22 protein-coding genes are annotated in these 24,800 nt (G+C 54.9%); 12 read left to right on the top strand and 10 right to left on the bottom strand.

What is annotated here, in order from left to right; genetic code table 11:
• From EDB95_RS19065 to EDB95_RS19055, 3 genes are all read right to left on the bottom strand, one after another.
• A complete protein-coding gene (locus EDB95_RS19065; RefSeq protein ID WP_162852688.1) occupies window positions 1-3,684 on the bottom strand; it encodes a SusC/RagA family TonB-linked outer membrane protein in 3,684 nt (1,227 codons plus the stop codon).
• A gap of 251 nt (window positions 3,685-3,935) precedes the next feature.
• Window positions 3,936-5,015, bottom strand: coding sequence for a FecR family protein (locus EDB95_RS19060; protein ID WP_133995934.1), 1,080 nt, complete (start codon window positions 5,013-5,015; stop codon window positions 3,936-3,938).
• An 89-nt stretch (window positions 5,016-5,104) separates the two neighbouring features.
• A complete protein-coding gene (locus EDB95_RS19055; protein WP_133995932.1) occupies window positions 5,105-5,692 on the bottom strand; it encodes an RNA polymerase sigma factor in 588 nt (195 codons plus the stop codon).
• A 154-nt stretch (window positions 5,693-5,846) separates the two neighbouring features.
• Here EDB95_RS19055 and EDB95_RS19050 point away from each other — a divergent pair, with 154 nt between their 5' ends.
• The 7 genes from EDB95_RS19050 to EDB95_RS19020 all read left to right on the top strand — a co-directional run bounded on the left by EDB95_RS19050 (window position 5,847) and on the right by EDB95_RS19020 (window position 12,189).
• On the top strand, window positions 5,847-6,473 hold the full coding sequence (locus tag EDB95_RS19050; RefSeq protein ID WP_133995929.1) for a hypothetical protein: 627 nt from the start codon (window positions 5,847-5,849) through the stop codon (window positions 6,471-6,473).
• A complete protein-coding gene (locus EDB95_RS19045; RefSeq protein WP_133995927.1) occupies window positions 6,457-7,173 on the top strand; it encodes a DUF3307 domain-containing protein in 717 nt (238 codons plus the stop codon). The genes EDB95_RS19050 and EDB95_RS19045 overlap by 17 nt, the downstream gene beginning before the upstream one ends.
• A gap of 12 nt (window positions 7,174-7,185) precedes the next feature.
• Complete coding sequence (locus EDB95_RS19040) at window positions 7,186-7,905, top strand: pyridoxine 5'-phosphate synthase (RefSeq protein WP_133995925.1); 720 nt, start codon at window positions 7,186-7,188, stop codon at window positions 7,903-7,905.
• Window positions 7,906-7,907: 2 nt separating this feature from the next.
• A complete protein-coding gene (locus tag EDB95_RS19035) occupies window positions 7,908-8,795 on the top strand; it encodes a LysR family transcriptional regulator (RefSeq protein ID WP_133995923.1) in 888 nt (295 codons plus the stop codon).
• 82 nt (window positions 8,796-8,877) lie between these two features.
• Window positions 8,878-9,795, top strand: coding sequence for a YeiH family protein (locus tag EDB95_RS19030; protein WP_133995921.1), 918 nt, complete (start codon window positions 8,878-8,880; stop codon window positions 9,793-9,795).
• A gap of 303 nt (window positions 9,796-10,098) precedes the next feature.
• Complete coding sequence (locus EDB95_RS19025; protein WP_133995919.1) at window positions 10,099-10,584, top strand: ribonuclease H-like YkuK family protein; 486 nt, start codon at window positions 10,099-10,101, stop codon at window positions 10,582-10,584.
• A 507-nt stretch (window positions 10,585-11,091) separates the two neighbouring features.
• Window positions 11,092-12,189: a slipin family protein gene (locus EDB95_RS19020; RefSeq protein ID WP_133995917.1), complete on the top strand. Its 1,098-nt coding sequence runs from the start codon at window positions 11,092-11,094 to the stop codon at window positions 12,187-12,189.
• Window positions 12,190-12,221: 32 nt separating this feature from the next.
• Here the strand turns inward: EDB95_RS19020 and EDB95_RS19015 are convergent, their stop codons facing one another.
• From EDB95_RS19015 to EDB95_RS18985, 7 genes are all read right to left on the bottom strand, one after another.
• Window positions 12,222-13,319 (bottom strand): Fic family protein, encoded by a 1,098-nt coding sequence (locus EDB95_RS19015; RefSeq protein ID WP_133995915.1) that lies wholly within the window; start codon window positions 13,317-13,319, stop codon window positions 12,222-12,224.
• Window positions 13,320-13,414: 95 nt separating this feature from the next.
• A complete protein-coding gene (porQ, locus tag EDB95_RS19010; protein ID WP_133995913.1) occupies window positions 13,415-14,479 on the bottom strand; it encodes a type IX secretion system protein PorQ in 1,065 nt (354 codons plus the stop codon).
• A 435-nt stretch (window positions 14,480-14,914) separates the two neighbouring features.
• Window positions 14,915-17,317 (bottom strand): endopeptidase La, encoded by a 2,403-nt coding sequence (gene lon / locus EDB95_RS19005; RefSeq protein ID WP_133995911.1) that lies wholly within the window; start codon window positions 17,315-17,317, stop codon window positions 14,915-14,917.
• 182 nt (window positions 17,318-17,499) lie between these two features.
• Complete coding sequence (locus tag EDB95_RS19000; RefSeq protein WP_133995909.1) at window positions 17,500-18,111, bottom strand: porin family protein; 612 nt, start codon at window positions 18,109-18,111, stop codon at window positions 17,500-17,502.
• A gap of 60 nt (window positions 18,112-18,171) precedes the next feature.
• On the bottom strand, window positions 18,172-19,164 hold the full coding sequence (locus EDB95_RS18995; protein WP_133995907.1) for a hypothetical protein: 993 nt from the start codon (window positions 19,162-19,164) through the stop codon (window positions 18,172-18,174).
• 32 nt (window positions 19,165-19,196) lie between these two features.
• Window positions 19,197-20,438, bottom strand: a complete 1,242-nt coding sequence (locus tag EDB95_RS18990) for a metallophosphoesterase (RefSeq protein WP_133995905.1) — start codon at window positions 20,436-20,438, stop codon at window positions 19,197-19,199.
• 2 nt (window positions 20,439-20,440) lie between these two features.
• The gene (locus EDB95_RS18985) at window positions 20,441-20,944 is read right to left on the bottom strand and encodes an NADPH-dependent FMN reductase (RefSeq protein WP_162852687.1); all 504 of its coding nucleotides are present in this window, start codon (window positions 20,942-20,944) and stop codon (window positions 20,441-20,443) included.
• 87 nt (window positions 20,945-21,031) lie between these two features.
• Between EDB95_RS18985 and EDB95_RS18980 the strand changes: the two genes are divergently transcribed.
• From EDB95_RS18980 to dapB, 5 genes are read left to right on the top strand one after another with little or no spacing between them, the layout of a single operon-like run.
• A complete protein-coding gene (locus tag EDB95_RS18980; RefSeq protein WP_133995901.1) occupies window positions 21,032-21,715 on the top strand; it encodes a metal-dependent hydrolase in 684 nt (227 codons plus the stop codon).
• Between the two features lie 4 nt (window positions 21,716-21,719).
• Window positions 21,720-22,541, top strand: a complete 822-nt coding sequence (locus EDB95_RS18975; RefSeq protein ID WP_133995898.1) for a ParA family protein — start codon at window positions 21,720-21,722, stop codon at window positions 22,539-22,541.
• Window positions 22,528-23,442, top strand: a complete 915-nt coding sequence (locus EDB95_RS18970; RefSeq protein WP_133995897.1) for a ParB/RepB/Spo0J family partition protein — start codon at window positions 22,528-22,530, stop codon at window positions 23,440-23,442. The genes EDB95_RS18975 and EDB95_RS18970 overlap by 14 nt, the downstream gene beginning before the upstream one ends.
• Window positions 23,429-24,055, top strand: a complete 627-nt coding sequence (locus EDB95_RS18965; protein ID WP_133995895.1) for a DUF5683 domain-containing protein — start codon at window positions 23,429-23,431, stop codon at window positions 24,053-24,055. The genes EDB95_RS18970 and EDB95_RS18965 overlap by 14 nt, the downstream gene beginning before the upstream one ends.
• Window positions 24,052-24,768: a 4-hydroxy-tetrahydrodipicolinate reductase gene (gene dapB / locus EDB95_RS18960; protein ID WP_133995893.1), complete on the top strand. Its 717-nt coding sequence runs from the start codon at window positions 24,052-24,054 to the stop codon at window positions 24,766-24,768. The genes EDB95_RS18965 and dapB overlap by 4 nt, the downstream gene beginning before the upstream one ends.
• The last annotated feature ends 32 nt before the right edge of the window (window positions 24,769-24,800 follow it).

The raw sequence follows: 24,800 nt of genomic DNA, 5'->3' as shown, positions 1-24,800 counted from the left end.
TTAGAACCCTGCTTTTACTGAAATACCGTACGAACGAACACCAGGCAAACCGCCAAACTGGATGCCCTGGACGTTGGTCGTGCCGCTCAGGCTTTCGGGGTTGATACGGTCGGGGAGTTTCGTAAACAGGTAGAACAAGTCACGACCCACCAGGGATACCTGCAGGTTCTGGAAGACCTTTGTTTTTTGGACAAAAGAGCGCGGAAGCCGGTACGTAAGGGTCGCCTCGCGCAGTTTGCCCCAACTGTTTGTAAAGATGGAGTTGTTCCGGACGACGGGTACGTTATCCCAGGATTGGTAGTTGCCGGCATATTTCCACCAGGCGTTGACGACGGTGGTGTTCGTCTTACCGTCGGGTGTTACACCGGGGAGGATGACACCGATCTTGGACGATGTACCGTCGGGAAAAGTATAGGCCAAACCGCCGCCGTCCCTTTCCTTGACCGTTTCGGGCGCTTCACCCTGACCCATCATGGTGGCATAGTCACCGGACCAGATCTGGCCGCCGATGTTGAAGTCGGTCAGGACATACAGGCTGATGTTCTTGTAGGTAAAGGTATTGCCGATGCCGCCGGTGATTTTCGGCGTGGCATCCCCAAGCTTGACGGGCGCTGCGGTGGTGGCATATTGGGCGCCGATGACCGAGCCGTTGCCGGTGTTGGCACCGTCAGCATATAGGAGGTTGACAACCGGCTGGCCGTTCTTATACACATAACCCAGGCCGTAGATGCCGCCATAGTTGTCCCCCACTTTTACATTCATAGCGACACCGTCGCCGCCAAACCAGCTACCGAGTTGTAGAGAATTGACACCTGTTTCCAAGGCTACAACCTTATTCTGGTTGTGGGCACCGTTAATGGTCACGTCCCAGGAGAAGGGCATGTGGTCAATAATCTTGGCGTTGATGATGAATTCAAATCCCCTGTTCCGCAAGGCGCCGGTATTGATGGTGATCTGGCTGGCGCCGGAGCTGATGGCCACGGGGATAGGGATGATCTGGTCGCTGGAATAGATATTATAATAGGAGAAATTCAGGTTGATCCGGTTGTTGAGGAAACCCAGGTCGGTACCCACTTCAAGCGAGCGGGAACGCTGCGGTTGGATGTGCAGTGCAGGTAGCGTACCCGGAACCGACAAACCGTTGGTGAACCCGGCCGTCGTTACGGGCAGATAGTTGAACTGGGTGGAATAGGGCACATATCCATTGGCGCTGCCGGCGTCCCCTACCCTTACTTTGCCATAGCTCAGCCAGTCTTTTGCGCGCCCCATATTGAAAGCATCGGTGAACACAAAGCTCAGCGTGGCGGAGGGATAGAAAAAGGACCATTCGTTCTGCGGCAGGGTGGACGACCAGTCGTTCCGTCCGCTTGCTTCGAGGAAAAGGTAATTCTTGTAGCTCAGGTTCAGGATACCCAGGACCGAGCTGATTTCGCTTTCGTTCCGGTTCTCGGTCGGGTGCGGATAACTTGCGGCTGCCCCGTTATAGTTGTTCAGGTTATAGGTAAAGGGGTAGCTGAACGGGCCAGGGTTGGAGGCCGCGAGGTCGTACATCTTGTAATGGTACCAACTGCTGCCCACGCTCAGGCTGGCGTTGAAATCCTTGACGAGGTTGTCCTTGTGCGCCGTGATCATGGCGTCCAGGTTTTCAGTTGATATGGTCGACAGGTCGTTGGCATAGTCTCCCTGGAGACCAGCGGCGTCGGTAGGCCGGTTCTTGGTCTCGAACTGGTTGGTGTAGTAGTTGATCCCTACGTGACCATTGGCCGACAGCCAGGGCAGGATGTCACCGGTGAGCTTGACGGAACCCAGCAACTGATTTTGTGTCAACGTCACGTTGTTGGCGAAAAGGTTCCACCAGTAATTGCCCATGCTGGAGGAGGGATAAGGGTTATTGTTCGGCACGGTAGTATTCCGGGAACCATCGGCATTGACCGACATGCTCCGTTCGAGGGGTTTATAGTCCCGGGGCAGGTGGTACATGGTCATGTACCCGATCCCGGAGTACGTGTACCCGTTCGGCGTACCGATGTTTTCCCCCAGGATATTCGGGGCATTCAGACGGTTGATGTTGATATAGCTTACCGTGGCCTCCGCCTTTACCTTTTTGGATACATTGATCGACGAACCAAGGTTGAATACATTTTGGGTATAATTGCTGTTGTAAGTGATGGCATCGTTATACGTGCGGGTATAGGAAGCACGAAGGGTACCTACGTCTCCTCCACCGGAAAACGACACATTGTTGGTCGTCGTATAACCGGTTTTGTAAAAGCTCTTGAAGATATTGGGGTTATTGGTATAAGGTCTTTTCGTTCCATCCCACCATGTCAGCGATTGCCCCTGCATCTTCGGTCCCCAGGAGGCGCCGTCGCCCGGGAAACCGATGTAGTTGTAAAAAGGCCCGCCGCCGGGGATATTCTGGTAGGTCCCGTATTGGTCGTTTTCCGTAAACTCCCTGGGGTTCCCGCTAGCATCCGTCACAAAAGGCGGATTGGCGGAATACAAGGTAGTCGTCATCCCGCTCCCATACTCATTTTGCATTTTGATAAACCGATACGGGTCATTCCAACGCACCGAAAAGTTATAGTCCAGGCCAAGCCCTTTTTCCTTCGATCCCTTTTTGGTCGTAATCAGGATTACGCCGTTCGCGCCACGGGCACCGTAAAGAGCGGCAGCCGTTGGCCCCTTGAGGACGTTCACGCTTTCGATGTCGTCAGCATTGATCGTATTGAGGAAGGAGCCGTAGTCGGTCGCGAGTTGGGACACGTCCGTCTGGCCGGGATTGGCGAGGTTGTCCAGCGTTTGATTGTCCCCCTTGGGCAGGATGGGTTCGTTGTCGATCATGACCCCGTCGACGACAATCAAAGGCTGGTTGTTTCCGTACAAGCTGTTATTCCCCCGGATCACAATCCGGCTGGAAGCCCCTTCCACCCCATTGGGCAGCGTGACATTCATGCCTGCCACTTTCCCCACCAGCCCTTCGGAAATATTCGGGGGATCGGCTTTGACGACGTCGTTGCCCGATACCTGCTGGACCGAGTACCCGATGGACCGGCTCTCTCTTTTAATCCCCAAACCTGTGATGACCACTTCGTGCAAGGCATTCCCCCCTTGATTCAAAGTGATGCTGATGCTGGTGGCATTTCCCACGGCCATACGATAGCTCGTATACCCTACATAAGAAAATACCAAAACATCCCCCTTCTTAGCCTCGATCGTAAAGTGCCCGGTCGCATCGGTCACCGTCCCTTTTTCCGTCCCTGCAATCGTCACACTTACTCCAGGTAGCGGTGTGCCGTCGGCAGAAACAACCGTCCCCTTGACACCTTCAGGCGCTTTAAAAGCGGTGGGGGGGTCAATCACCGGCATCCGTTGTAAAATGATCTGGTCGTTTACGACCTCGTATCGTATATTCAGAGGATTCAGCAGGCGGTCGAGCACGTTCTTGAGGTCCTCGTTCCGGACATCCAGGCTCACCTGACCCCTGGAGGCCACCAGGCGGGTGTCGTATGTAAACTTTACATCAGCGGCCTGTTCGATGGTCTTTAATACTTTTTTCAGGTTCTGGCTGTTTTCCGTAATGGATATCTTACGGTCCAGGATACCCTGGCCGCTGACGCGGCCGGCGGACGCACTAGCGACCAGCCCTCCCGCCAACAGCAATTGTAACAGCGTAACTCTCATAAGCAATCTCCATGTTAGATGGCACTTTGCGCATTTGTTCATAACTTTAATCGGGTTGTTGTAGTGACGAATAGGAAATACAATGACCTTCTCCCCTCGTCATGCCTTCCGGGGTCCAATCTGTCGGGCATTAGGGGGAGTCAAAACCTGGTGGCGGTTTCCGCCATCAGTTTTTTTTATGGGGGTCTATGGGGAGAAATAAACGTGAAGTGGCATAAGCATCTCGATTTAGATTTGTTTTGGTTTTTACGTTATGGACAGCGTCCACCCTGGATCACGATGGCGTCACCCTCGGTGCGGTAGCTGGCGTTGATGGCCCGGCAAATGATGTCGAGTTTGTCGGCCAGCCGCTCTTCCGCCAGGGAAGTCGTCAGCCGGCATTGTTGCAGGCTATCCTTGTTGTACTGGATACGGATGTGGTACATGTTTTCCAACCGGCTGAGGATGTTGACCACCGGTTCGTCGTCGAAATCCAGGGAAACGGTCTCCACGGCGGGCGGCGTCAGGAGCTGGGCCTCTGCGTTGGATACAAAGGCCAGGTTCTGTTCTCTTTTGTGAAACACCGCCTCCTGGTGGGGTAGAAGTATGCAAAACGCCCTTTGTCCTTTATCAAATTCCGCTGCTTTGTAGACGGATACTTTTCCGGTCCGGACGGCCACGTGAATGTCGTCGGTACCGGGATCCGACATGACCCGGAAACTCGTCCCCAGGACGCGGGTAACCACGTCTCCGGAACGCACGAGAAAGGGGTGTTGGGGGTCGGGGGCGATCTCGAAAAAGGCGTTGCCCTTTAGGGTTACCTCCCTTGTGTCTTTGTTGAGAAAACGGATATAGGATAAAGTACTGTGTGGTTCGAGGGTCACGACGCTGCCGTCCACGAGGTATATCCGCTGGGGGGCCTGCGATTGGTTGCTACACTCGATCAGGTCGTTGCCATTACCTTGCACGGGGTGTACGGCGATGGGGGCTACCGGGGTCTGGGAACGGACCGGCCGGCTGCCGCTGTACCAAAGGGCGGCGCCTGCCCCTGTCAAAAGGACCACCGTGGCGGCGACGGCCCACCAGCGGTTGGAACGCCGGGGAATATGAATGACGTCGGCCTGCAGCTCCCTTTGGATGCCCTCCCAGATCTTTTGGGAAAGGCCTTCCCTGGGAGCGGGGGATTGCTGTAATTGCAAAAGGGCCTCTTTTGCCTGCTCCACCAGGGTCACCCGGCTGGGGTCCTGCCGCATCCATCCCTCCCAATAACGGTCGGAGGTGGCGTCCGGTTTTAAAACCCAGTGTACAAAGGCCTCATTTTCCAATAGTTTCCAGCAATCCAGATGTTCCATATATCTGTAAATGACCACGACCCCGGACTTATACTCGTTCGGAGGGGACTTTTTTTAATTTTTTTTTAAGTTTTTCGGGGAAAGGTTCTTTAAAACCACAAAAAGGCCAGCAAAAAGAAGGGCAGCATAGGCTCCCTGAAGTACTGTCTGATGCGTTGAAGACTTCTGTGGATAAGGTTGGTAGCCGATTGGTATTGAAGGTTCATCAGGGAGGCAATCTCCTGGTTGGAAAAACCCTGGAAAAAACGCAGGTGGATAATTTCCTGCTGGCGCTTGGGTAATTTACCGATGGCTTCGTGGAGGTGTCTGGCGGTAAGGTATTCTTGTTCTTCGGTCAGGATCCGGCTTTCTACCGACTCTTCGCTGGGGATCCATTCCCCGTTGAGGGGGAGGGCGGACATGGCCTGTTGGTTATGCCGGATCATCTTGTACCGCAACGCCTTGAAGAGGTAGAACTTGGCGCTGTCCGTCTCGGCGATCCGTTCCCGGGACCTCCAGATCTCTACGAACAGGTCCTGGATAAGGTCTTTGAGGACGTCTTCGCCCATACCCATACGTTCTCCGTAGTGCAGTAGGTCTCCTACATATTTCCGGTAAATGGCTTCGAACGCATCCTCCTTCCCTTGCTTCATCAGCAGCCAAAGTGCAGCATCGTCTTGATGGAGAATGGAGGACATGCAGTTAATTTACTAAACTTTGCTGCAATATCCGATTATTCTCGGGATTCTGTTATGTATAAAAATATAAGGCCACAGCCTTATATTTACCGATTATAAGCCCACAGCCTTATATTTACCGATTATAAGGTTATAGCCTTATATTTACAGAAAAATGGAAAAGATGGTCGCCGTCCTCACCGGGGACATCATACGCTCCTCGGACCTGTCCCCCGAAAAACGGGAGGAGCTTCAAGTTGTCCTGAACCAGGGTTTTGCCGAGGTCACCCGGCTTAGTCCTTCTTTTAGGGCCGAGCAGTTCCGGGGGGACAGCTTCCAGGGTATCCTGGACCCGCAGGAAGGCCTTAGGGCCCTGCTCCTCCTGATCAACTTCCTCTACCTGCGACAGTTCGGGGTACGGATCGCCCTGGGGCTGGGCACGGTTTCCTATGAAAGCGACAGCATCCTGACCTCAGACGGGAGCGCCTTCCAGGCCTCCGGTCCCGCCCTCGACGACCTCAAAAAGAAAAACCAGTTGCTGGCGATCGCCGGTCCTTCGGACTCCTTCAACCAGGAATGGAGGGTGCACGCCCTGACCCTGGACTACCTCCTGAGCCGCTGGACCATCCCCCAGGCGGAAGCGGTGCTGGGTGCGCTCCAGGGGTATACCCAGGAAGAAACCGCCCGGCAACTGGGGATCCGGCAACCGGCGGTCCAGCAACGCCTGCAGGCGGTAGGTTGGCCCGTTATGGAAGCGATCCTCGAAAGATTTGTACCTTTCACACATGCTACTCATCTATAAATGGATCTGCGCGCACCTGCTGGGAGACTTTACTTTCCAGAACAAAAAAATGGTGGCGCACAAACGCCAGTATAAGGCGCGCTCGGGCTATCTCTACCTGCACGTCTTTATCCATGCGGCCCTGATCTACCTGTTCACGGGTTGGTGGACGTGCTGGGCCCTGCCCCTGACGGTGGCCGTTACCCATTACTGCATCGACCTGTGGAAACTCTATCGCAAGGATACCCTGCTCTACTTCCTAATCGACCAGGCGCTCCACCTGCTTGTCCTGGCCGGACTCTGGTGGGTGTACCAGCCGCCCGACCGGGGCGCCGCGCTCCTGACCGCCCAGGCCCTGCTGGAAAACCCGGTCCTTTGGATCACGGTCTCCGCCTACCTGTTTATCATCTGGCCCTGCGCCCTGTTGCTGGGATACCTGACACGCCGCTGGAGGAATATGATCCCCTCGGCGACCTCCAGCATGGGCGAGGCCGGACGCTGGATCGGCATCTTCGAACGCATCCTCGTCCTCACCTTTATCCTGGTAGGCCATTTCGAGGGGATCGGTTTTCTGATCGCGGCCAAGTCCATCCTCCGTTTTGGAGAAATCAAGGGTGCCGACAGCCGGGCCGAAACCGAATACATCCTCATCGGTACGCTGATGAGCTTCAGCGCGTCGATATTAGTCGGGCTCGCCTGCCGTTATCTCCTTGCGATTTAAGACCTTTGCGTCATGACCAGGCTATCCGTCAACATCAATAAGATCGCCACGCTGCGCAACAGCCGCGGCGGCAACAACCCTGACCTCGTCAAGGCCGCCCTCGATTGCGAACGCTTCGGGGCGGAAGGCATCACCGTCCACCCCCGGCCGGACGAACGGCACATCCGCTACGCCGATGTACGGGCGCTCAAAAAAGTCCTCACCACCGAGTTCAATATCGAGGGCAACTGCACCGAGCAAAAGTTCATCGACCTCGTGCTCGAAGTCCGTCCCGCCCAGGTCACCCTCGTCCCCGACGCCGAAGGACAGCTGACCTCCGACCACGGCTGGGATACCCTCCGGCACAGGGACTACCTGGTCGGGATAATCAAGGTCTTTAAGGACGCCGGTATCCGGACCTCCATCTTTGTCGACCCCGTCATTGCCATGGTCGAGGGCGCCGCCGAAACCGGCACGGACCGCATCGAACTCTATACTGCCGACTACGCGCACCGCTATCACCAGGACAAAGACGCCGCCGTGGCGCCTTATGCCGCCGCCGCCCGGAAAGCCGTGGAACTCGGGCTCGGGCTCAATGCGGGCCACGACCTCGACCTCCACAACCTGCACTGGTTCGCCGGTCAGGTGCCCGGTCTGTTGGAAGTATCGATCGGTCACGCCCTGATCAGCGACGCCCTTTACTTAGGTTTGGAAAACACCATCCAGTTGTACCGGCGTCAATTACAATTCTAGCCATGTCTGACTTCAGGCTCGAAGTTTTTTATAAGGTCGCTACCTTGGGCAGCTTTACAAAGGCGGCAGAAGCCCTGTACATCACCCAGCCGGCGGTGACCAAACACATTCGCGAGCTCGAATCCCAATGGGGGCTTCCCCTCTTTGAGCGCAAAGGCAACACGATCCACCTGACCGACGCGGGTCAGATCGTCCGCCAGCACGCCGAGCGGATCTTCGACGCCTACCGCGGTCTTGAATTCGATCTCAGCACGCTCAAACAACAGTTGTCCGGGCGTCTCCGCCTGGGCGCCAGCACCACCATCGCCCAATACATCCTCCCCCCGGCCCTCGCCCTTTTCAACCAGCGTTTTCCCCACATCCGCGTCTCGCTCATCAACGAGAACAGCCATATCGTGGAAAAGGCGCTCCTCGAACGCGAGATCGACCTCGGTCTTGTCGAAAACGCTTCCCGCAACAAGACCCTCAAGTACGTTCCCTTTATGGAGGACGAGCTTGTCCTCGTCACCGCGACCCACCACGGTTTGTATAGGAAGACGCCTCTTTCCCTGAAGACCCTTATGGGCATCCCGCTGGTTCTTCGCGAAAAAGGCAGCGGCACGCTCGAAGTCCTCGAAAAATACCTCCGCGCCCAAGACTTGTCACCCCGCGACCTCAACGTCCGCATGTACTTAGGCAGCAGCGAAGGCATAAAAGCCTACCTCCAGGCATCCGATTGTTGCAGCATCGTCTCCATAAAAACCATCGCCCCCGAAGTCGCCTCGGGCCGGTTGCGCGTCCTGGAGATCGACAACTGCCGCCTGCTCCGGCAACTCTCCTTTGTCCACCTCCAGGGCCAGGCGGAGCCGCTCCCGGCCTTCTTCATGCAATACATCGGCCGCTCGTTATAACTTCCGGTTATACGACATCATCATTTCTCATATACACCGCCTTGAAACCCGCGCTAGCTTTGCCTTTCGAAACACATCACCTATGGCAAAGAAGATCATTTTCCTGTTGGGCGCCGGGGTTTGTCTCCTCCCCTTTATGGACGCGGGTCTCGCGCTCCTCCTGGGTTTCGCCCTGGCCTTATGTATGCCCCACCCCTACCCCATACAACACAAACAATGGTCCCACGTTTTGTTACAGGCATCCGTCGTGGGGCTGGGTTTCGGCCTCAATATCCACAGCGCCGTGGCCGCGGGCCGCTCCGGCCTCCTGCTCACCGTTGCCTCCATTTCCATTTCGCTTGCTTTCGGCATCTGGCTTGGCGCCCGGCTCCACATCGGTCGTAAGGCAACCTACCTGATTTCCGCGGGCACTGCCATTTGCGGCGGCAGCGCCATCGCCGCCATCGCCCCCCTCGTATCCGCCAAGGAGTCCGACATGTCCATCTCCATGGGCACCGTATTCCTGCTCAATGCGATCGCCCTCTTTCTTTTCCCCTGGGTTGGACACCTCTTCCATCTGAGCCCCGCCCAGTTTGGCCTCTGGGCCGCCATCGCCATCCACGACACGAGCAGCGTCATCGGCGCCGCCAGCCGCTACAATCCCTTGTCCGTGGAGATCGCCACCACCGTCAAACTCGCACGCGCCCTCTGGATCATCCCCGTGAGCCTCGCCACGCTGTTGGTCATGCGCAAGCGCGGTGCCTCCAGCCGGGTCCGCATCCCGTGGTTTATTTTTCTCTTTATCCTCGTCGTCTTGCTCCATACTTTTCTGCCCGCCTTTATCGCGCCCTTTGTATTGTTCCTCGCCAAACGCGGCCTCGTGCTCACGTTGTTCCTGATCGGGACCAGCCTCTCGCCAAAAGTGATCCGCCAGACCGGTGTCCGTCCGCTCGTACTCGGGATAGGCGTGTGGACCTTGATTGCAGTCGGTTCGTTATCCGTGATCCTATGGCACGCATAAATTTAATTTCACAAAAGTTTGGCATTGTTGAAAAAATAGTTTCATCTTTGCACTGTCAAAAACATTAACCATGTCATTCATGTCACAACATATCGCAAAGCGCAACTGGCTGACCCTCGTGGAGGGCATTGGCGATGGCGGGGCATGTTCTGCTGGTGAAAAGTAAATGAAACGATTCACTGAAACATACACCCCGCAAGCGATTGCGGGGTTTTTTGTTTTTATCAATTGGTGCTGACCTTTTCTATATAGGCCCGGTCCACCAGTGACCGGGCATTTTTTTGCCCATTAAAAACGACCGTTATGAAACAGACACAGCAATGGAGAAAATTAGACGGCACCAGGATCGTGAGACCGATCGAAGACGAAATCAGGAGCGTGCTCGTGCGGGAAAAAGAAGCGGGGCACGAATTGAAAGTCTGTATCGGTACCGACAGCCAGGTGAAAGGCGAGGACATCGACTTCGCCACGGTGATCGTTTTTATCCGGAAAGGAAAGGGGGGCTTTATGTACATCGCCGACCGGACCGTCCGGAAAAAGATGAGCGTGAAAGAGCGGATGTTGATGGAAGTCGCCGCCAGCGTGGACACCGCCTACCGGTTGACACGCCTGTTCACGCGCTACGGAGTGGACATGGAGGTACACGCCGACATCAACACCAACCCTTCCTTCAAAAGCAACGACGCCTTGAAGGAAGCCATGGGGTATATCCTCGGGATGGGTTTTGCCTTCAGAGCCAAGCCCCACGCCTTTGCAAGTTCGAGCTGCGCCAATAAGATGGTGCAGTGAGCAATAAAAGCTTCCTTAACGGGAAGAAGGGGTCAAGGGTGTTCCCTTGTGAACCTGGTGAGGGCTTTACAGGCCCCGCAGTACGGAGGCCGTAGCCGGCCGTATGCTGTCACAAGTACATCCCCGGTCCCTTTTGCGGAGGTTCGAATCCTCCACCGTTTGGTACACGGTTAGCTCAAGTGGTTAGAGCAGCTGACAGTTAATCAGTTGAACGAGGAAGTCCGCCGCTTCCCCAAAAATGGCGATCCAACATAAAGAACGGCCTCGCCGGCCTGCCCGTGGGAATGAATGGAGGGAAGGAAAAGGGCAGTCTACCGGGCGCCAGCGGGTTGTACACCGCTGCCCCAAGCCCCGACCTCCCTCCGGACACACGCGTCACCCTATACGCGCGTCGACGGATGCGGCCGGCCGGGAGCGCGGCGCAGCCCCCTGCAGCCCCCGCCCCCGGCGGACGGCAGGCGAGTCCGGGCTTTATACTTTTTGTAAAAAAATTAAAAACCATACACCATGAAAAGGGTAAACATCAACGCCTACCAGGTGGGCCTTTTGTTCCGGAAAGGAACCTATCAGCGGATGCTGACCCGGGGTGGGTACTGGCTTTGGTCCGACATGGACTTGTACGTTTGCGAACGGACCCAGCCCCTGACCGCCCCGGTGGAATTGAACATCCTTTTGGAGGACCTCGAACTGAAGGAGGCGCTCCATGTGGTCGAGGTCAGGGAAAACGAGATCGTCCTTTTGTACGCCAACAGCCTGTTAAAGGAAGTGTTGACGCCGGGCCGGTATGCCTTCTGGAAGAGCCCCGTCCGGTATGATTTCGTCAGGATCGACCTCGGCAAAGTGGAGATCACCGAGCCCATCGACCGGATGACGCTCCTGAGCAAGCAAGTCGCTCCCTATGTCCGGAGCATCGTCCTGGAGAACAGCGAAAGGGGGGTGCTCTTCATCGACGGCCGGTACGACAAAATGCTCGACAGCGGTGTCTACTACTGGTGGAAAAACAACACCTCCATCCATGTAGGCAAGGTCGACGTCCGGCAGCAGCAACTCGAAATCAACGGCCAGGAAATCCTGACCAGGGATAAGGCCGCGCTCCGGATCAACGCCTGGGCCCAGTACCGGGTCGTGGACGTGGAAAAGGCCCTGTTGGCCAACAAGGAATACGACAAGCAGTTGTATATCGCCTTTCAGCTGGCCCTCCGGGAATACGTGGGGGGTCTCGGGTTCGATGAGCTGTTGGAAAAGAGGGAAACCCTGGCACCTGCGATCCTGGCCTCGGTGAGGGATACCGTCGAAAAGCTCGGTGTCGCCGTCCTGAACTTCGGTATCCGGGACATCATCCTGCCCGGAGATGTCAAGGACATCATGAACCAGGTCCTGGTCGCCGAAAAGAAGGCCCAGGCCAACGTGATCCTGAGAAGGGAAGAAACCGCCAGCACCCGGAGCCTTTTGAACACCGCCAGGCTGTTGGAAGACAGCCCGATGTTGTACAAGCTCAAGGAACTGGAGTATGTCGAAAAAATCGCCGAAAAGGTCGGCAGCATCAGTGTGAACGGCACCGGTGTGTTGGTAGACCAGCTTCGGCAGATCTTCGCAAGCAAATAGTAATACCCGGCCCTCAAGGCGCCGGGTATTTTTTATGTAGCTAATGTATAACTGGTGCTTCGCCCCCCACCTGGCTCTTTGACCAGAATTCCTTTTTCCATCAGGTCTTGTATATCCCTTAAAGCAGTATCGTCCGAACATTTTGTCATCTTTGCCCATTTGGAAGTAGTTAGCTTTCCAAAGAATCCATCCAGCAGATGGGCAACCATCTTTTGCTGTCGCTCGTTCAACGGTATATCCCGATGTTTCTCGTAGAATCGCTGTCTCGTAAATACTCCGGATAAAACCTCTTCCGTACTATCCATGGCGTGATAAAGGCAATCCAGGAACCATAGCAACCATGCTGTTATATCCAAGCTCCCTTTCTGGGAATCCTCCAATAAATGATAATACATTTCCTTTTCCTTCAGGATCTGTGCTGATATGCTATAAAATCGCTGCGGGCTTCGATCTGCCCTAGCCAGGAGCATGTCTGTCAAGGCGCGCGTTATACGCCCATTACCATCGTCAAAGGGGTGAATAGTGACGAACCAAAGATGGGCAATGCCAGCTTTGAGAACCGGGTCGGTATCCGGAGCACGATTGAACCAATCGAGAAAACGTCTCATTTCTAATGGAACCTGCTCGGCTCCGGGCGCTTCGAAATGTATCGTTTCCCGTCCCATAGCACCTGAAACGACTTGCATCGGCCCACCTTCCGGAGTCCGCCAATTACCGACAGTGATTTTATGCATCCCACTCCTTCCTGTAGGAAAGAGCGCCGCATGCCATCCAAACAAACGATCCTCCGTCATTACTTCCTCAAACCGTTGGGTGGCATCCAACATCATCTCCACCACACCCTCCACGTGACGATCCACCGGAACCGCACCGGCTATATCTATTCCAAGGCGCTTTGCGATGGAAGAACGCACTTGGGCGGTATTCAATCGCTCTCCCTCTATTTCGCTCGATTTTGTTACGTCCAAGGTCAATGTGTTCAGCAACGCATCTTCCCGAACCTTGAAGCCAACAGCCTGCATCTCTCCTAATATTTTACCCTGACGGTGCCGCACTACCCCAACTTTGGGGAGAATGGCGTCCGCATCCCAGGTAAATTTTGGCCAGCCCTTATGCTGATATAGGTACATAATCTCCGCAATTATGCGGTGAATATAGCAATTTTTCGCCGCAAACACATACAATCACCGCAAATTTGCGGCAATTAATCCTTCTATTCACCGCATCATGATGCTTTTTTCCTCCCCCCCACATACCGCTCCAGCGGCACCCCCAACCCCACCTGGTTATACCCCGTATTCAACTGGTACGCCGTCCGCGCGTAGCGAAAGGTGATCTGCGGCAGCAACACCCCCACCCCGAAGGAGACCCCCGTCAACCCGTTGGACGTGCTCGCCACCGACAACTCCTGCCGGAGAAGATAATTATACCCCAAAGAGACTTCTATGTATTTGGACGCAAAGAGCTGTGCGCCCAGAATGACGTGCTCCATCAGTTTATGTCCGAAACCCGTTTTCGTAACGGCCCCGGTCTGTGCATTAAAGGCGGAATCCGCATAGTCCAGGTTCCATTGGTGGAGGTGCACCAGCGTCAGCGAAAACTGAAAGGGCGCCTTCAAAAGCCGTTTCGATACACCGGCCCGCAAATCAAACGGCAACTCCTCTTTCCCCGACCCTTCAAAGCTCTTCAGCTGCGTCCCCATATTCACCGCCGTCAAACCGAATTGCCATCCCCGCTCGCCGATCTGGTAGTTCAACCCCACGTCTCCCGCGATCCCGCTGCTCCGGTAAGGTCCCAGGTCCGACCCGATAAATTTTAACGTAAACCCGTAATACCACCGGTCGAGGTACCTCCCCGCCACCGTCCCCTGTACATCATAATCGTGCGGCCGGAACTGCCCCAATATATTCCCCGAAGGATCCGTCTCCGTAATGCTCCCATAATCCACAAACATCCCCCCGAGCGCAAAGTTCATCCCCAACCCCGCGTGGTGGTACGCCAGCATCCAATGATAGTCATCGATCCCCGCATACTGCGCATTGATCGAAGCCCCCATCTGCAAGTGCATGGAATCCCTCAACAACGCCGGCTGCGCAAACGCCATCATCACATCATCCCCCGCATTCGATACATTCACCCCCCCCAGCGCATTCACCTGCGGCCCCGCCCCTTCATTCAAAAACGTAAACACCGCCTGTCCTCCCAACGTCTGCGCGCTCACCACGCCGCCGCCACCCGCCAGCACCGCGACCGCTATAACCGTCTGAAAGACCGCCCGTTTCAAGTTCATCTCCAAATGTACCGCAACCCGCCCGATGTAGCGTGCGGGGACGCGCCTAAAAAGCAAAACCCCTCACGGAGGCCGGGGCGAGCCGAAAACCGAAGGGGTCCGGGGCAAATCCGCGGCACGTCGAGAATCGAAGGGGTCCGGGGCGAAGCCCCAATAGTGAACAAGCCTACAAAAAGGAGGGGATTACAAAGGGGGACCATGGGTCCCCCTTTGTCGCGACGCATAAGACGGTGCTTTTAGGGGGCGGAACAACCTAAATTTCCATAGGTTGTTCCGCCCCCTAAAAGCACATTCCCCCATAGAAATGGGGGAATCTCTTTAACCCTTAAAACAACCAACATGAAAAATTTTCTGAGTAACAATATTAACAACAATCAAACCAATTAATATGATTTATTTTGTTATTTTTTCATAAATGAACGACATTAAAATTCCTTAATTCAACGCTATATCAAGGACTTGTTGCATGGTTTTGACATAGTGGAACTGCATACCGCCGATAAATTCGGAATTAATATCTGCGACGTCTCTTTCGTTCTGCCAGCATAAAATTAATTCTTTTATTCCAGCCCGTTTAGCTGCCAAAACTTTTTCTTTGATGCCCCCGACGGGCAGCACTTGTCCGCGCAGGGTGATTTCACCCGTCATGGCGAGGTAGGGCTTGACCTTGTGACCGGAAAACGCGCTCACGAGGGAGGTGAACATCGTAATACCGGCGCTGGGTCCGTCCTTTGGGACGGCGCCTTCGGGGACGTGGATGTGGATATTTTTCCTTGTAAATAATTCAGGATCAATATTATATTTCCTAGCGTTGCCTTGGAGGTAGCTGAGGGCCGTGCTGGCGCTTTCTTTCATCACGTTGCCGAGGTTGCCGGTCAGTTTGAGTTCCCCTTTGCCGTCGCTCAACAGGGTTTCGATAAAGAGGATATCCCCGCCCACGTACGTCCAGGCAAGACCGACGGCGACACCGGGGAGCTGGGCCGTCTTATAGAGTTCGTTGTTGTATCGTGGTTTGCCGAGTATCCGCGCGATGTCCTGTCCGGTCAACGTCTGTTTCAACTTTCCGGAGAGCGCATAGGTTTTTGCCAGGGAACGCATAATGGCCGCCAGCTGGCGGTCGAGCTCGCGGACGCCGCTTTCGCGGGTGTATTCCTCGATCACTTTTTCCAGGACCTTAGGCCCCACTTTCAGGTCTACTTTTTTGAGCCCGTGGGCCTCTTGTTCCTTAGGGAAAAGATGGCGCCGCGCAATCTCTATTTTTTCCTCCACGGCGTATCCGCTGAGTTCGATGATCTCCAGGCGGTCGCGGAGGGCGGGCTGGATCTCGCTCATGGAGTTGGCCGTGGCGATGAAAAGGACCTTGGACAGGTCGTATTCGAGTTCCAGGTAGTTGTCGTAAAAAGTATGGTTTTGTTCGGGATCCAGGACTTCCAGCAAGGCACTGCTGGGATCGCCCCTGAAGTCTTTGCCGATCTTGTCGATTTCGTCGAGGATCATCACGGGGTTCGACGTCTTGACCTTGCGCAGGGCCTGGATGATCCGTCCGGGCATGGCGCCGATATAGGTTTTCCGGTGACCGCGGATCTCGCTTTCATCGTGCAGGCCGCCAAGGGAAAGCCGGACGTATTTACGGCCGATCGCGCTCGCGATACTGCGGCCCAGCGAGGTTTTGCCGATCCCGGGAGGGCCCACAAAACAAAGGATGGGGCTTTTCATGTCGCCCTTGAGCTGGAGGACGGCCAGGTATTCCAGGATGCGTTCCTTGATTTTGGCCATGCCATAGTGGTCGTCATCCAACACCTTTTTGGCCTTCCGCAAGTCGTACGCGTCCTCGGTATGCTCGCCCCAGGGCAGGTCGAGGAGCAGGTCCAGGTGGTTGAAAACCACCGAGTAATCAGGGGTGCTGGGGTGCATCCTTTCGAGCCGTTCGATTCCTTTGAAAAAAGCCTCTTTGGCGGCCTGGGGCCACTGCTTGGTCTCGGCCCGTTTTTGCATTTCCTTGATTTCCCGCTCGTTGGTATCTCCACCCAGCTCTTCCTTGATGCTTTTCATTTGTTGCTGGAGGAAATACTCGCGTTGCTGTTTGTCCAGCTCGGCCTTTGTCTTTTTGGTGACCTGGTTTTTGAGTTCCGCAAACTGGAGTTCCCGGTTCAGGTAGTTCAAAAGCAACGCCGCCCTCTCTTCCAAATCATTGACTTCCAGCAACTTTTGCTTTTCCGGAAGTTCATTATTGAGGTTGGAAGAGACAAAGTGGATCAAAAAGGCGGGGTTTTCGATGTTCCGCATGATCACCGCGGCCTCCGAGGGCAGGTTGGGCGAGAGCTGGATGATCTGCCCGGCCAGGTCCTTAATGGAACTGACCGTGGCCTCGAATTCCTGGTCCCGGGTCAGGGTTTGTTCCTCCAGGAGCTGGATGGTGGCCCTGAAATAGGGCTCCTCCCGGGTAAATTCCCGTACGGAAAATCGTTTGCGCCCCTGGATGATGACGGTCGTGCCGCCGTCGGGCATTTTGATGAGCTTGATGACCTTGGCCACGGTACCCACGTTTTCCAGGTCCTGGATGGCGGGGTCTTCGACAGTACTGTCTTTTTGCGCGAGAACACCTACCAATTTGTCAGTTTTATAGGCATCGTTGACGGCCTTTATGCTTTTGTCGCGGCCAACGGTGATGGGTAGCACGATCCCGGGAAAAAGAACCGTGTTTCTTAGTGGTAACAAAGGTAACTCCTCCGGGATCTCCAGTTCATCCTCCTTTTCGCCGTCCGGTTCCCCCAACGGGATGATCGGCAGGAATTCCATTTCGTTGTCCGGAGAGGTAAAAAATTCAGAAATGATCATACACGTCAATGTTAGTCAATATGTCACAAATCCACCCACTTTTGGTTGTAAAAGGGCCGAGGAGCATAAAGCCCAAGAACGGGGCCAAAAACCATGGCTAAAAAAAGAGGGGCGCCCCCTCTCTGGACGCCCCCAAATCTACATACGCGGTCCACCACGGACCCGCTGGGTTGAATACAACATTAAAGAATATTAATCCCGAGACCGAGCTGTATGCTCTGGTTCTTCCAGGTATCCGATTTCGTAGCGTCGGATGCGCTGATATTGTTGATGTTGCCAAGGCCCCAGCCATAACGGGCATACACCCTCAGACGCAGAATATGGACTTCAGCCCCCGTCAGGATCGTGACATCGCCACCTTTGAAGGCGGTCTGTCCGTTCTGGAGCAGCGTCTTATCGTTGTTCAGCAAAATACCGAACTGGGGACCGGCCTGGAGGTCGATGATCTTCAGGATGCGGTAGGTCAGCAGGACGGGAATGCCGAGGTAGTTCAGGTGAACATCCTTGAGCTGGCCGGGATTTGCTGCCACGCTGCTGTAGATCTGGTTAAACGACGAATCGGTCTTGGTATTGCTTTGGATGAACAGGACCTCGGGCTGAATCCCCCAGTGGCTGCCGATACGGATCTGTGCATAAGCACCGGCGAGAAAACCCGATTTGAACGCGGTGTTAAAGGAAGTACCATTGATCTTGCTCAGGTTGTCGCCCAAGGTAGCCCCCAGGTGGAAGCTTTGGGCGGAAGCACCGGCGTGAATGCCGGACACAACGACGAGTAGTGCAACTAGTTTTTTCATTGAGTCTGATTTTAAATAAATAATAACGGACAAAGACGTCCATTTAGTACACCTATGCAATTAAAATACCAAACCTATATTGAAAAGATAGGATACCCGGAAGGGTTGCACCCCAGTGCTGGCGTTGAGGAAATAAGTCGCCAGAACCTGTGGGGAGATCAAAAAATGTTTGTAGGTGTATACGCCATTCAGGAGGGCGGAGATGGACTCGAAGGTAACCGGCGTGGTTTGCTTGGGCTCTCTCAATGCCTGGAGCTTGCTTTTGGACTTTCCGCCATCCTTTTGGACACGGGAGACGGAAATATTATAGTTAGAGGCGTCCGCCAGCGTCATTAAGGTCGGGGTAAAAGCAAAATGGTCGTTCTTATTGAAAAGCCCGAACCATTCAAAATCGTGCTGGAGTGTAAAGATGCCCGCAAACACATGCGCATAAATATTGTTGGCAAACGTATCCAACCTGTTATTTGGTGGATAGGCCGTCGGCTGGATAATCGTCTCCAACTGGTACATATCGAACGTCCAGTCAAACGCCAACCCCGGTTCCAGCCAGTATTTCTTAAAGACACCGTAAAGATAGACGTCGTTCCTGAGAGGGCTCACGCCAAACGATATGGAGTCCTTATTAAAATACCGGGTATAGGAAATACCCGCCGCCCAGTGGCGCCGGCCGATGTCGAAAGAAGGGGTAATGGCGCCCTGGTACACCGTCCACATACCCTGATCCTCGGTGGCATACGCCGCGGCCGATATCCCAAAGCCGCTTTTGTGGAGGTACGAGACGGAAGGGTTTAGAAAGGTTTTGGTCGTATACCCCGTTGCGGCGGTGGCGCTTTTGGTGGTAAAAAAACCATTCCCGACACCCAGCTCTATAGCCAGGAGCGTTTTGGGCCTCGACAAAGAATCGATAAAGGCGCTCAGGTCCTTCATGAGGCTGTCGTCGGACATCAGCGAATCCACATAGGCGGCGGTGATCTGCCGGCCGGTATCCACGGCCGGTGGGATCGTGTCCCGCCGGGCTGTGTCCACCACCTGGGCGCCTGCCAGCGTGGGCATGACCACGCAAAGGATTAAAATGTACGCCGCCCTCATGAACTTTTTTGTAGTTCGAATACGGTAATTTCCGGCAAGATCCCTACCCTGCCAGGGTAGCCGAGAAAACCGAAACCCCGGTTTACATACAGCTTCTGCCGCCCCTCTTCATACAAACCGGCCCATTCTTTATAAACATATTCCACGGGGCTCCATTTAAAACCCGGGAGCTCCACCCCAAACTGCATCCCATGCGTGTGCCCCGACAGGGTCAGGTCTATATCGGGATAGGCCGGCCTGACCTGGGCATTCCAATGGGAGGGGTCGTGGCTCATCAGGATCTTAAACGGATACCGTTCCGAACCGGGGTAAGCCAGGTCCATCCGCCCGTGTTTGGGAAACCGGGCCTTGGCGCTCCAGTTTTCGATCCCCAAAAGGGCGATGTCGTCTCCGCCCCGTTTCAACGCCACGTGTTCGTTCATCAGCAAGCGCCAGCCCATTTCCCCGTGGATGCCCTTGAGGCGTTCGAGGTTCTCCCGTTTCGCCTCGTCCGAAGGCCACCAGGCGTAGTCGCCATAATCATGGTTGCCTAAGGTGGAAAAGACCCCCATGGGTGCCTGCAGCCGGCTAAACACGTCCTTGTAATGGTCCATTTCCAGGGACCGGTCATTGACGAGGTCCCCGGTAAAAAGAATACATTCCGGTTGTTCCCGAAGGATCAGGTCCACGCCATGGTTGACCGCCTCCTTATTGGTAAAGCTGCCGGAATGGATATCGGATACCTGGACGAATTTGAAACCATGAAAACCTTCCGGCAGGTTTGGAAAGGATAAAACGACCCGCCGGACATGATAATTATATTTATTCCGGAATCCGTAAAGAAGGGTACCGAAAAGACCGCCCCCAACAGCCACCCCCATCCAGCTCAGGAAAGCGGAACGGCTGACTTTATCCCCCACGACGGCCTCGCCTTCGTTTTGATGGAAAAACAACCGGCCGACCGCCCATTGGACCGCCCGCCGGAAGTCGTCCGCCAGAAAAAAGAAGCAGGCCAGGAGCTTGGCAACCAAAAGCCCCAGGATGATGGCGATGATATAGGTCCGGGCGATGGAATCCCCCATCGAGGGAAGGATGGTGATACAAAAGGCCACAGCCAGGGAGACCACCCAATAGGCGATCCCCACCACCAGGCGTGTCCTTGTCCCCGCCTCATTGGTCAAAAAACGGACTACCTGAAACACATACGTGTCCAGGAGGAGCATGAGCACTACCAAGATCCAGGTCGAACGTCCAAGCATATCTAAAAAGCAATGAATTCATCCAATTGTTTCCCTACCACCGTCAGCGTCGCCGGATCGGTGAGCTTCCCCTCCTGGTCGAGCAGTCTGTCGACGACGGAAATGGGTAGCTTGTCGTAATAAACCGATACTTTTAAATAATGGAGAACACCCGTCAAGTGTTCCATTCCCCTCAGATTCCCCGCCCTGCCGGTGGATACCCCGGTCAACAGGGCTTTTTTCCCCCACCATGCCTTTTGGATATCCGAGTTGTCCATCAATGCTTTTAAGACTCCCGGAAAACTACCGTTGTATTCGGGAACGATAAAAATAAATTTACCGGCCGGGATCAGGTATTTTTTTTCCACAGATTCCAGTTCCGGGGTCCTTTCAAGGGTGTTTAACCCGACCAGGGACAGCAACTGCGCCTCGATCCCCTTCTCTTTCAAGAGTTCAAGGTAAACTTCGGCGATTTTTTGTGTGTTACTGGCTTTCCTGTTGGTGCCGGAAATGACGGTGTACAGCATATAAAACATCGCAAATTACGCACATACTGAGAATTGTTGCCGAATTTTGTCCTGAAAACGTATTTTTGGCGCTTCAGCAAGCCCCTTATGAACCTTACATATTTCGGACACGCGACTTTTCAGGTTGAGATCAAGGGAAAAAAAATTTTGTTTGACCCGTTCGTCACCTACAACGAACTGGCCAAGGGCAAAGTGGATGTCAATACCATTGAGGCGGACTATATTTTCCTGTCCCACGGACACCAGGACCATGTCGCGGACGCCGCCGGCATCGCGACCCGTACCGGGGCCAAGGTCGTGGCCGTGTGGGAAGTCTGTACCTGGATGCAAAACCAGGGCGTCGACAACGTCCACCACATGAATACGGGGGGGAAGTGGACCTTTGACTTCGGGACGGTCAAGACCGTCGTCGCACAGCACTCCAGCAGTTTTCCCGACGGGTCTTATGCCGGGAACCCCGTGGGATTTGTCTTTAAAACGGACGAAGGCAACTTTTACTATAGCGGAGACACCGCCCTGACCCTGGACATGCAGCTCATCCCCGACTGGGTCGTACCCGACTTTGCCGTCCTGCCCATAGGCGACGACCTGACGATGGGTGCGGATGACGCCGTAAGGGCGGCGCAGATGGTCAAGACCAAAAAGGTGGTCGGGGTTCACTACGATACATTCGGTTATATCAAACTCGACAAGGACGCAGCCAGGTCGACCTTTTCCAAGGGCGGGATTGCCCTGGAGCTGCCGGCCATAGGACAGACCATAAAACTCTAGCACCATGGGAAGAATCATCGGAATAGCCAATCAAAAAGGGGGCGTGGGGAAAACAACCACCGCGATCAACCTGGCCGCCAGTTTTGCCGTGTTGGAATACAAAACCCTGCTGGTCGACGCCGACCCCCAGGCCAACAGCACCACCGGTGTGGGTTTTGACCTGCACAACATCACCCAGAGCCTGTATGATTGCATGGTCAACGAGACAAAGGTCAAGGACGTCATCCTCCGGAGCGACATCCAGTACCTGGACGTGGTGCCTTCCCATATCGACCTGGTCGGGGCCGAGATCGAAATGATCAACCACCCGCAACGGGAAACCGTCCTGAAAGGGATCCTGGAGCCCATCAAGGATGAATACGACATCATCATCATCGACTGCTCTCCTTCCCTGGGGTTGATCACGGTCAACGCGCTGACCGCGTCCGACAGCGTGATCGTCCCGGTACAGTGCGAGTTTTTCGCCCTGGAAGGCCTGGGTAAGCTGCTCAATACGATCAAGATCGTCCAGAACCGGTTGAACACCGACCTGGCCATCGAGGGGATCCTCATGACCATGTACGACGGCCGTCTGCGGCTGTGCAACCAGGTGGTCAGCGAGGTCCGGCGGCACTTCGAAGAACTCGTCTTCGAATCCATCGTCCACCGCAATACCCGGCTCAGCGAAGCCCCCAGCTTTGGCAAACCGGTCATCCTGTATGACGCGGAGTCCAAGGGGACCCTCAATTACCTCAACCTGGCCAAGGAGATCCTGCAAAAGAACAACCTTACCAAAATAAAACAGGAAGACAGAGTCCTGACAGAAGTACAGCATGACAAGTCCTAACAAGAAAGAGGCCCTGGGAAAAGGCATCCGTTCGCTCCTGCAAAATATTGACGCAGACCTGAAGACGACCGCGGGTACCTTGAAGAGTTCGGCAGTGGAGGCGGCCACGGTATCGTTACGGATCCCACTGGACCAGATTTCCATCAACCCCAAACAACCCCGCCGTGATTTTGACGAGCAAGCCCTGCAGGAACTGGCGGCCAGCATACGCATACACGACATCATCCAACCCGTTACGGCGTCCAGGCTCCCGGACGGCAAGTACCGGCTGGTAGCGGGCGAACGCCGTTTCCGGGCGGCAAAAATGGCCGGGCTGGCCGACATCCCCGCCTATATCCGCCAGGCCAACGACACAGAGCTCCTGGAACTGGCCCTGCTCGAAAACCTGCAACGGGAAAACCTGAATGCCATCGAGATCGCCCTGAGTTACAAACGCCTCATGGAGGAGCTCGAACACACCCAGGAGCAGGTGGCCGAACGCATGGGGAAAGAACGAAGCACCGTCACGAACTACATCCGCCTGCTCAAGCTTCCTCCCGACATCCAGGTCGCGGTCCGCAACGGCACGCTGACCATGGGTCATGCCCGCGCGCTGATCAACGTAGACGAAGTGGACAAACAGCTTTTTATATTCGGTGAGATCAAAAACCGCCACCTGTCGGTACGCCAGACCGAAGAGCTCGTCCGGAAGCTGTATCGGCCTGGAACAGCGGCTGTTAAAAGTGCGACAAAAAATGCCCTCCCTGCTGCATTTAAAAAGATAGAGGATAACTTAGCTTCCCATTTTGGGACGAAAGCAAAACTCAATCACAACAAAAAAGGGCACGGTTCTTTGACCCTGGAGTACTATTCCATACAGGAACTGAATGCCCTGCTGGAGAAAATGCATGTCAAGGTGTAAAACATGGGTGCTGTGTGCCCTGCTATTGCCGCTCTCGATCGTTGCCAAGGCGCAGATCGTCCGGATCGACAGTGTGGCGGTGGCCCGGCCACAGGAAGATACCTCGGAGTACACCACGAAACACCACCGGGATCCCCGTAAGGCCACCATCCGTTCGGCGATCATCCCCGGCTGGGGACAGATCTACAACCACAAATACTGGAAAGCGCCGATCGCCTGGGGCGGTCTTGTCGCCTGCGGCATCGTATTTAAATTCAACCTGGACCAGTACAACCTTTTCCGCCGGGTCTACAAGGAGATGAACGGGACGGACACCAGTTGGTACAAGAGGGCCCCGGATTCCACCTACCGCTACAACAGTCCCCAGGACATCCAATATGCGCGCAATTATTACCGGCAATACGTCGACTATTCCGTCCTGGCCTTTGTGCTGGTATGGGGGCTGAACGTGGTCGACGCCACGGTGGACGCCCACCTGCACGAATTCGACGTCACCGACAACCTCACCCTGCGGATACAGCCCACGAGCGGCTTTATGAGCGGCTACACGGGTCTGTCCCTGGTGCTGGACATACACAAAGCGAAACACAAACTGCTACCTGCATTTCCATGAAGATCGCACTCATAGGCTATGGTAAAATGGGTAAGGCCATCGAAGACCTCATGCCCCCCCGCGGACACGAAGCCGTCCTGAAGATTGACGAACACAACCGCCCCGGTCTGACGGCGGAGCAACTGCGCGAGGCCGACGTCGCCATCGAATTCACCGGCCCCGACAGCGCCGTTGACAACATCCTTCTTTGCCTGGACGCCGGCATCCCGGTCGTCGTCGGTTCCACCGGCTGGCTCAAGAAATGGGCGCAGGTCAAAAAGGTCTGCGAGGCGACCCAGGGCACCCTGTTGGCATCCAGCAACTTCAGCGTGGGGGTGAACATCTTTTTTGCCCTCAACAAACGCCTGGCGGCCCTGATGAACACCCACCCGGAATACGCGGTCAGCGTCACCGAGATCCACCATACCGCCAAAAGGGATTCCCCCAGCGGGACCGCCATTACCCTCGCGGAGGGGATCATCGGGTCCCTGGACCGGAAAAAGGATTGGGTCAACCACCTTAGCGACCACCCGGAGGAACTGGAAATTGTCAGCGAACGGGTCGACCCCGCCCCCGGGACACACAAGGTGCGCTATACCTCCGATATCGACGACATCGAGCTGATCCATACCGCCCATAACCGGAAGGGGTTTGCCTTAGGCGCCCTGCTGGCGGCGGAGTACATATACGGCAAGAAAGGCATATATACCATGCAGGATGTGTTGGGCATCTAAAATCCCACTAAATTTACATACCTTTGTCCGTT

The sequence above is a fragment of the Dinghuibacter silviterrae genome, from assembly GCF_004366355.1.
GTDB classification, from domain to species: Bacteria; Bacteroidota; Bacteroidia; order Chitinophagales; family Chitinophagaceae; genus Dinghuibacter; species Dinghuibacter silviterrae.
The sequence above is the reverse complement of the archived record's forward strand: the minus strand, read 5'-3'. Positions and strand labels throughout refer to the sequence as shown.

Coding starts and splice junctions, on each gene's coding strand:
- EDB95_RS19025 (WP_133995919.1), top strand. CDS start 10,099: ATGAAACAGACACAGCAATGGAGAAAATTAGACGGCACCAGGATCGTG.
- EDB95_RS19015 (WP_133995915.1), bottom strand. CDS start 13,319: ATGTACCTATATCAGCATAAGGGCTGGCCAAAATTTACCTGGGATGCG.
- EDB95_RS19055 (WP_133995932.1), bottom strand. CDS start 5,692: ATGTCCTCCATTCTCCATCAAGACGATGCTGCACTTTGGCTGCTGATG.
- EDB95_RS18980 (WP_133995901.1), top strand. CDS start 21,032: ATGAACCTTACATATTTCGGACACGCGACTTTTCAGGTTGAGATCAAG.
- dapB (WP_133995893.1), top strand. CDS start 24,052: ATGAAGATCGCACTCATAGGCTATGGTAAAATGGGTAAGGCCATCGAA.
- EDB95_RS19045 (WP_133995927.1), top strand. CDS start 6,457: ATGCTACTCATCTATAAATGGATCTGCGCGCACCTGCTGGGAGACTTT.
- EDB95_RS18985 (WP_162852687.1), bottom strand. CDS start 20,944: ATGCTGTACACCGTCATTTCCGGCACCAACAGGAAAGCCAGTAACACA.
- EDB95_RS19065 (WP_162852688.1), bottom strand. CDS start 3,684: ATGAGAGTTACGCTGTTACAATTGCTGTTGGCGGGAGGGCTGGTCGCT.
- EDB95_RS19040 (WP_133995925.1), top strand. CDS start 7,186: ATGACCAGGCTATCCGTCAACATCAATAAGATCGCCACGCTGCGCAAC.
- EDB95_RS19050 (WP_133995929.1), top strand. CDS start 5,847: ATGGAAAAGATGGTCGCCGTCCTCACCGGGGACATCATACGCTCCTCG.
- EDB95_RS19030 (WP_133995921.1), top strand. CDS start 8,878: ATGGCAAAGAAGATCATTTTCCTGTTGGGCGCCGGGGTTTGTCTCCTC.
- EDB95_RS19060 (WP_133995934.1), bottom strand. CDS start 5,015: ATGGAACATCTGGATTGCTGGAAACTATTGGAAAATGAGGCCTTTGTA.
- EDB95_RS19020 (WP_133995917.1), top strand. CDS start 11,092: ATGAAAAGGGTAAACATCAACGCCTACCAGGTGGGCCTTTTGTTCCGG.
- lon (WP_133995911.1), bottom strand. CDS start 17,317: ATGATCATTTCTGAATTTTTTACCTCTCCGGACAACGAAATGGAATTC.
- EDB95_RS18965 (WP_133995895.1), top strand. CDS start 23,429: ATGTCAAGGTGTAAAACATGGGTGCTGTGTGCCCTGCTATTGCCGCTC.
- EDB95_RS18970 (WP_133995897.1), top strand. CDS start 22,528: ATGACAAGTCCTAACAAGAAAGAGGCCCTGGGAAAAGGCATCCGTTCG.
- EDB95_RS19000 (WP_133995909.1), bottom strand. CDS start 18,111: ATGAAAAAACTAGTTGCACTACTCGTCGTTGTGTCCGGCATTCACGCC.
- EDB95_RS18975 (WP_133995898.1), top strand. CDS start 21,720: ATGGGAAGAATCATCGGAATAGCCAATCAAAAAGGGGGCGTGGGGAAA.
- porQ (WP_133995913.1), bottom strand. CDS start 14,479: ATGAACTTGAAACGGGCGGTCTTTCAGACGGTTATAGCGGTCGCGGTG.
- EDB95_RS19035 (WP_133995923.1), top strand. CDS start 7,908: ATGTCTGACTTCAGGCTCGAAGTTTTTTATAAGGTCGCTACCTTGGGC.
- EDB95_RS18995 (WP_133995907.1), bottom strand. CDS start 19,164: ATGCCCACGCTGGCAGGCGCCCAGGTGGTGGACACAGCCCGGCGGGAC.
- EDB95_RS18990 (WP_133995905.1), bottom strand. CDS start 20,438: ATGCTTGGACGTTCGACCTGGATCTTGGTAGTGCTCATGCTCCTCCTG.